Annotated in this window: 7 protein-coding genes; all 7 read left to right on the forward strand. The window is 68.3% G+C overall.

Annotated elements, in window-relative coordinates; translation table 11 throughout:
- Window positions 1–93: 93 nt before the first annotated feature.
- The gene (locus tag ACWFRJ_RS06235) at window positions 94–1,338 is read left to right on the forward strand and encodes a cytochrome P450 family protein (RefSeq protein WP_453525009.1); all 1,245 of its coding nucleotides are present in this window, start codon (window positions 94–96) and stop codon (window positions 1,336–1,338) included.
- 136 nt (window positions 1,339–1,474) lie between these two features.
- Window positions 1,475–1,669 carry an acyl-CoA carboxylase subunit epsilon gene (locus ACWFRJ_RS06240; RefSeq protein ID WP_453525010.1) on the forward strand — a complete coding sequence of 65 codons (195 nt, stop codon included), beginning with the start codon at window positions 1,475–1,477 and terminating at the stop codon, window positions 1,667–1,669.
- A gap of 125 nt (window positions 1,670–1,794) precedes the next feature.
- Window positions 1,795–3,378, forward strand: coding sequence for an acyl-CoA carboxylase subunit beta (locus ACWFRJ_RS06245; protein ID WP_453525080.1), 1,584 nt, complete (start codon window positions 1,795–1,797; stop codon window positions 3,376–3,378).
- 63 nt (window positions 3,379–3,441) lie between these two features.
- Entirely contained in the window at window positions 3,442–4,089 is a 648-nt protein-coding gene (locus ACWFRJ_RS06250; RefSeq protein ID WP_453525011.1) for a ScbR family autoregulator-binding transcription factor, read from the forward strand.
- Between the two features lie 286 nt (window positions 4,090–4,375).
- Entirely contained in the window at window positions 4,376–5,209 is an 834-nt protein-coding gene (locus ACWFRJ_RS06255; protein ID WP_453525012.1) for an AfsR/SARP family transcriptional regulator, read from the forward strand.
- Between the two features lie 20 nt (window positions 5,210–5,229).
- Window positions 5,230–5,874 carry a ScbR family autoregulator-binding transcription factor gene (locus ACWFRJ_RS06260; RefSeq protein WP_453525013.1) on the forward strand — a complete coding sequence of 215 codons (645 nt, stop codon included), beginning with the start codon at window positions 5,230–5,232 and terminating at the stop codon, window positions 5,872–5,874.
- A gap of 221 nt (window positions 5,875–6,095) precedes the next feature.
- Window positions 6,096–6,917 carry an AfsR/SARP family transcriptional regulator gene (locus ACWFRJ_RS06265; protein WP_453525014.1) on the forward strand — a complete coding sequence of 274 codons (822 nt, stop codon included), beginning with the start codon at window positions 6,096–6,098 and terminating at the stop codon, window positions 6,915–6,917.
- Window positions 6,918–7,174: the final 257 nt, after the last annotated feature.

The following is a 7,174-nucleotide window of genomic DNA, read 5'->3' on the forward strand; positions in this document are numbered from 1 at the left end:
CCGTCGTAAGTCCATCGGGGGGTGGGCTGTGCCCTCCTGATGTGCGTGTGTGCCAAAGCACCAAACATCACGACAAACGAACGGAGTGCATTGATGGAAGCAACTGCATGCCCGTACACCCTGGATGTTCTGGGGCGGGATCACGCCGGTGAGGCGGCGATGCTGCGGGCACATGGGGGAGCAGTTGAGGTGGAGCTGCCCGGCGGGGTCATCGCCTGGGCCATCACGCGGCAGGCGGACATCAAGCAGCTGCTGGTGGACCCGCGTGTCTCCAAGAGCGCCCGGCAGCACTGGCCGGCCTTCATCGAGGGGCGCATAACGTCGGACTGGCCGCTCTACCCGTGGGTGTCCAACGAGAACATGCTGTTCTCCTACGGCGACGAGCACTCGAGGCTGCGCCGGCTGGTCGCGGCGGCCTTCACGGCACGGCGCACCAAGGAGCTCCAGCCCTGGGTCGAGGCGCTCACCGGGGAGCTCCTCGACGAGCTGGCCGCTCTGGCGCCCACGGCACGGCCCGATCTGCGGGCCTCGTTCGCCGCGCTGCTGCCCATGCGGGTGATCAGTGAACTGTTCGGGGTCCCCGCGGACCTCAGGGACGGCCTCGCCGGTGCGATGCACACCGTCTTCAACAGCTCGGCGACGGGCCAGGAGATGGCCGCCGCGCAGGGGGTGGTCTTCCAGCTGCTGGGCGAACTGGTGGCGTTCAAGCGGGTCGAGCCCGGTGACGACCTCACCTCCGGGCTGCTCGAGGTCAGGGACAAGGGCGACGGACTCTCCGAACAGGAGCTGCTGGGCACCCTGAATCTCCTGCTGGCCGGCGGGCAGGACACCACCTGCACCTTGATCACCAACGCGGTCGGCCAACTCCTGTGCCACCCCGAGCAGTTGGCTCACGTGCGGGAGGGCCGCGCCGACTGGGACGACGTGATCGCCGAGACGATGCGGATGCACAGCCCGGGGGCCTTCTCGCCCATGCGGTTCGCGGTCCAGGACATCGAGCTGGACGGTGTCCTGATCAAGAAGGGGGACCCGATCCTGGTCAACTTCGCCGCCGGTCTGGACCCCGAGTACCACGGGCAGGACACCGCGGTGTTCGACGTCCTGCGCACCGGGCGCCGCGACACCATCGGTTTCGGGCACGGCGCCCACTACTGCATGGGAGTCCCGCTGGCGCGGCTGGAGACGACCACCGCCCTGGCCGGACTCTTCGAGAGGTTCCCGGACGTGACCCTCGGCGTCCCGGAGGAAGAGCTCGAACCGATGGGGACGTTCATGATGAACGGCTACGGGGCCCTCCCCGTGCGGTTGCACAAGACGTCGCACACGCCCCCGGGCTGACCCGCGCGAAACAGCTGATCCCGGAACTCCGTATCCCTCAGGGGATACGGAGTTCTTTTTTGTGGGCCTTCCAGCAACTCGAGAGCTCTTCTCGAGGGGGGTGCCCGACCGTGACCGCAAAGCAATGGAGGGATAAATGGGCAATCCGGACAGCGATCAGGCCGTGCTGCGACTCGAGCGCGGGCAGGCCAGCGACGAAGAGCTGGCCGCACTCACCGTCGTGCTGCTCTCCCGGTGCCGTGACGGCGCGGGGCCGGGGCAGGGGCGCCCCCTCAACGGGTCGCGCTGGTGGAAGAGCTCCGGCTACAGCGCCCCGCGCAGCTGGCGGTGATCCGGGCGGTCAACGGTTCCACCCCTCATCTATAAACCGCATGGACGGTTTGTTACACTGTCCGCATGGACCCCGGGACTGGACCTTCTCGGCCTGGCCCCAGGAAGGGATCTGTCATGGAGACGATGATTTCCCCCGCCCCCGTCGAGGCGGAGCCGGCTGACCTGCGCGGGCGGGTGGCGGAGCTGCACGCGGTCCGGGTGCAGGCTCAGGCGGGCCCGAGCGAGAAGGCGACGAAGGCGCAGCACGCCAAGGGCAAGCTGACCGCCCGCGAGCGGATCGAGCTGCTTGTGGACGCGGGTTCGTTCCAGGAGGTCGAGCAGCTGCGCCGGCACCGGGCGACCGGGTTCGGCCTGGAGGCCAAGCGGCCCTACACCGACGGTGTCATCACCGGCTGGGGCACGGTCGAGGGGCGCACGGTCTTCGTCTACGCCCACGACTTCCGTATCTTCGGCGGCGCGCTCGGTGAGGCGCACGCCACGAAGATCCACAAGATCATGGACATGGCCCTCGCGGCCGGTGCGCCGCTGGTCTCCCTGAACGACGGCGCGGGGGCCCGTATCCAGGAGGGCGTCTCCGCGCTCGCCGGGTACGGCGGCATCTTCCAGCGCAACACCAAGGCCTCGGGCGTCATCCCGCAGATCAGCGTCATGCTCGGCCCGTGCGCGGGCGGCGCCGCCTACAGCCCCGCCCTGACCGACTTCGTGTTCATGGTCCGCGAGACCTCGCAGATGTTCATCACCGGACCCGACGTCGTCAAGGCCGTCACGGGGGAGGAGATCACCCAGAACGGCCTCGGGGGCGCCGATGTCCATGCCGCGACCTCGGGTGTCGCGCACTTCGCGTACGACGACGAGGAGACCTGCCTCGCCGAGGTCCGCTACCTCATCGCGATGCTCCCCTCCAACAACCGCGAAAATCCGCCATCTCATGTGAGCGGCGATGCGGCGGACCGCCGCTCGGAGTTGCTGCTCGATCTGGTCCCGGCGGACGGCAACCGTCCCTACGACATGCACAAGGTGATCGAGGAGCTCGTCGACGAGGGCGACTACCTGGAGGTTCACGAGCGGTGGGCGCGCAACATCCTCTGCGCGCTGGCCCGTCTGGACGGCAAGGTGGTGGGCGTCGTCGCCAACCAGCCGCAGTCCCTGGCGGGCGTTCTGGACATCGAGGCCTCGGAGAAGGCGGCTCGGTTTGTTCAGATGTGTGATGCGTTCAATATTCCGATCGTGACCCTGCTGGATGTGCCCGGCTTCCTGCCGGGGGTGGACCAGGAGCACGGCGGGATCATCCGGCACGGCGCGAAGCTGCTCTACGCGTACTGCAACGCGACGGTGCCGCGGATCTCGCTGATCCTGCGCAAGGCGTATGGAGGTGCGTACATCGTGATGGACAGCCAGTCCATCGGCGCGGACCTCACCTACGCCTGGCCCACCAACGAGATCGCGGTGATGGGCGCCGAGGGCGCCGCCAACGTCATCTTCCGGCGCCAGATCGCGGCCGCCGAGGACCCCCAGGCCATGCGTCACAAGATGGTCAAGGAGTACAAGGCCGAGCTGATGCACCCCTACTACGCCGCCGAGCGCGGCCTGGTCGACGACGTCATCGACCCCGCACAGACCCGCGAGGTCCTCATCAAGTCCCTCGCCATGCTCCACAACAAGCACGCCGAACTGCCCTCCCGCAAGCACGGCAACCCTCCGCAATAGCGGTACGCCCAGGGGGAGGCCGGCGGCCGGTCCGTCTGCTTCCCCGCAGTCAGGAGACCCTCGATGGTGAAGCAGGAGCGTGCGGCGCGCACGCGCGAGTTGCTGGTGCGGGCTGCTGCCGAGGCATTCGCCCGGGAGGGGTTCGTCCCGGCTTCGCTCACCACCATCAGCAGGAGGGCGGGGGTGAGCAACGGCGCGCTGCACTTCCACTTCGAGAGCAAGAGCACGCTGGCCCGTGCGGTGGAGGAGGAGGCCGCCGAGGTCATCCGGCAGATCGCCCGCCCGGACGCCGGGCGGCCGGGCGCGCTGCAGCGGCTGGTCGACGCGACGTACCACCTCATGCGCAGGCTGGACCAGGACGTGGTGGTCAGGGCCGGGTTCAGGCTGAGCAACTGCGCCGCGCTCAGGGACGGCAGCGTCGATCTGCGCGGGCAGTGGCAGCGCTGGATCGAGCAGGTGCTGCAGGAGGCCGAGCGCAGGGGCGAACTCGCCGCGGGGGTGGCCGCGGCCGATGCCGCCACCGTCGTGGGGGCGGCGATGGTGGGCTTCGAGATGCTCGGGGCGAAGGACTGGGCGAAGGACCGCGACGGGACCTCCACGGGCCGCCTCCTCCCGTTCTGGGAGCTGATGCTGCCCCGGCTCGCGGCGCCCGGGGTGCTGGAGCAGGTGAAGCCCGCAGGCACATCCTTCAGCGCCCAGCCCCCCTCATAAACAGTCCCTGCGGTCTGCTTTCCGGCCGTTTTGCTGCCCGCACGGGAGGGGCGCCCCTCGCCGCCCGGGGCCCGAGGCGGTGAAGAGCCGCCTTGTTCGAACCGTCAACTACTGCATGCAGCATGCTTATTGGGGCAGTATGTCAGCAAGTATCGGCATAAACAGATGTAGGCTGCCGCCGGACCCCTCCCATAAAAACAGCGTGAACGGTTTAGTATTGACAAACCGTCCGTCCTGTTTTGTAATCGTGGGGTGCCTAGAACCGCACAGGGATGGGGGAGTCGGCGTGGAGATCGACGTACTGGGGCCATTGGCCGTGAGGGAGAACGGGGTGTCCATCACCCCGACCGCACCGAAACCGCGACAGGTTCTGGCCCTCCTGGCGCTCCATGCCGACCAGGTGGTGCCCGTCGGCTCGCTCATCGAGGAACTGTGGGCCGCCACACCGCCGCGCAGTGCGCGCACCACGCTGCAGACCTACGTGTTACAGCTGCGGGAGCTCATCGCTGTCGCCCTGGAGAAGGACGAACCGGTCGAAGCCCAGCCGCGGCGCAGCGCCAAGGACGTGCTGGTGACCCTGCCCGGCGGGTATCTGCTCCGTGGCGGCGCCACCAGTGACGTCCGGGAGTTCGAGCGGCTCGCGGGCAGGGGATACCGGGCCATGGACTCCGAGGACTTCCGGGACGCGGCACAGCAGTTGCGCGAGGCGCTCGGCCTCTGGTCGGGGTCCGCCTTCGCCGACGTACAGACCGGGGCGCAGCTCGAGATGGAGGCCAAGCGGCTCGAGGAGAGCCGGCTGTGCGCCCTCGACCAGCGCATCGAGGCCGATCTGCGGCTCGGCCGGCACCGTGAGCTGCTCGCCGAACTCACCGTCCTGGTCAGCCGGTACCGCACGCACGAGAATCTGCACGCCCAGTTCATGCTGGCGCTGCACGGCGCGGGGCGGCGGGGCGAGGCGCTCGACGTCTACCAGCGCCTGCGCGGCACGCTCGTACGGGACCTCGGCATCGAGCCCTCGGCCCGCCTGCGCAGGGTGCAGCGCGCGATCCTCATGACCAGCCCCGAGGCCCCGACGCAGCCGGAGAAGACCGGCGGCGAGCGCCTCGCTCGCGTGAGCTGAGCGCCGCGATGGTGCGTGGGGTGCAGGAACGATCGGAGCGGACCCGCGAACGCCTGGTGCACGCCGGCGCCGAACAGTTCCATCGCCATGGATACGCGAACGCGAGCCTGAGCGGTATCGCCGCCACGGCCGGAGTGACGAAAGGGGCGCTGTACTTCCACTTCGCCTCCAAGGAAGAGCTCGCGCACGCGGTGCTGCAGCGCGGCCGCGATCTTCTGGACGGTGCGGTGGGGGAGTTGAAGGCCGCCGGCGTCTCGCCGCTGCAGTCGCTCATCGACCTCACCTACTGGCTGGCCCGGACCCTTCAGGAGGAGCCGGCCGTCCGGGCCGGCTTCCGGATCGCCCGTGAGCGCGCCGGGCGGCTGCCCCCGGCGACCGACCTGCACGCGGTCTGGATCTCCCTGGTCTGGGAACTGCTGCGACAGGCCCGCGACGCGGGCGAGCTGCGCCAGCGCCCGCGGCGGGAGGGCCCCGAGACGCTGGTGGCCGCCGCGGTCTGCGTGATCGAGGTGATGTCGGAGACCGGGATGCCCTACGCCGAACTGCGCTACCGGGTCGGCGCGTTGTGGGACCTGATGGTGCCGAGCCTGGTGCCCCCCGGCGCGGCCGCGGTCAGGACATGGCCACACGCCGCATACGCCGCACAGGGCATGTGGGCGGTCTGAACCGCCGAGGTCCGCAGAGACCCACAGAGACCGCCCGGACCGTCAGAACGAGAAATCCTCAGTGATTGTTTCGTTCTCGCAACACCACAGATGGAGACCAACTAGAAGGCGGGTAGAGAAACCCGCTTGCCCGGCACGGATCCGGCTAGCTTGCTCGGGGCGCTTGTTTTAGGCCACCGAGAGGAACTCGAAGAGCAACTCGACGAGGTACGGAGGAGAACGTGAAGATTCAGGTTCTGGGTCCGTTGAGTGCTGAAGTCAACGGGGGTTCGATTGTTCCGACAGCGGGAAAGCCGCGACAGATCTTGTCGCTCCTCGCCCTCTATCCAGGGCGGGTGATGCCCGTTCCGACGCTCATGGACGAGATCTGGGAAACGGAGCCGCCCAGGAGCGCGCTCACCACCCTGCAGACGTACATCCTGCAGCTGCGCAGGAGGCTTGGCACGGCGATGGGTCCAGGCGCCCCCAGCGGCGCCAAGGACGTCCTCGCGACCCGGCACGGGGGGTATCTGCTGCAGATCCCCGAGGACTGCGTGGACGTTCACCAATACGACCACCTGGTCGCCGAGGGGCAATCCGCTTTCGACGCGGGCGCCAACGAGGTGTCCGCCGACCGGTTTCGCCAGGCGCTCGACCTGTGGAACGGGCCCGCACTGGTGGACGTGCAGGTGGGCCCCATCCTCGAGATCGAGGTCATGCGCCTTGAGGAGAGCCGGCTGGTCACCGTGGAACGGCGGATCGACGCCGATCTGCGGCTGGGACGGCATTCCGAGCTCCTGGCCGAACTCGCCGAACTGACCGCACGCCACCCGCAGCACGAGGGGCTGCATTCGCAGGCCATGGTGGCGCTCTACCGGTCCGGCAGGCAGGCCTCCGCACTGGAGGTGTACCGCAAACTGCGCGTGCGGCTGATCGACGATCTCGGTGTCGAGCCCTCGCCCCAGCTCCAGCGGCTGCATCAGGCCATGCTCAGCGTCGACCCGCAGCTGGACGTCATCGCGGGACCCCGGCGGACCTCGACCTTCGACCTCTTCGCAGCCTGATATCCCGGACGGACCCGACGTGCACTCGAGCGGAACTCCATAGCCACCGGATATGCGGCGGGATCCGTGGCGAAGAATTCAAGGCTCATACCGGAGCGTCCTGCACGGAGTCCCTCAGCCGCTTGAGTATCTGAATACTGCAAGAACAGCGCAGGGAGGCGGAATTCGTCGCCCACGAGTCCTCGGACCTCGTGGGCTCGGAGATGTGTATAAGAGACAGGCTGATAAACCGGCCAGTGTCCCTTACATAAGTATAC

Source organism: Streptomyces sp. NPDC055239, assembly GCF_053606205.1.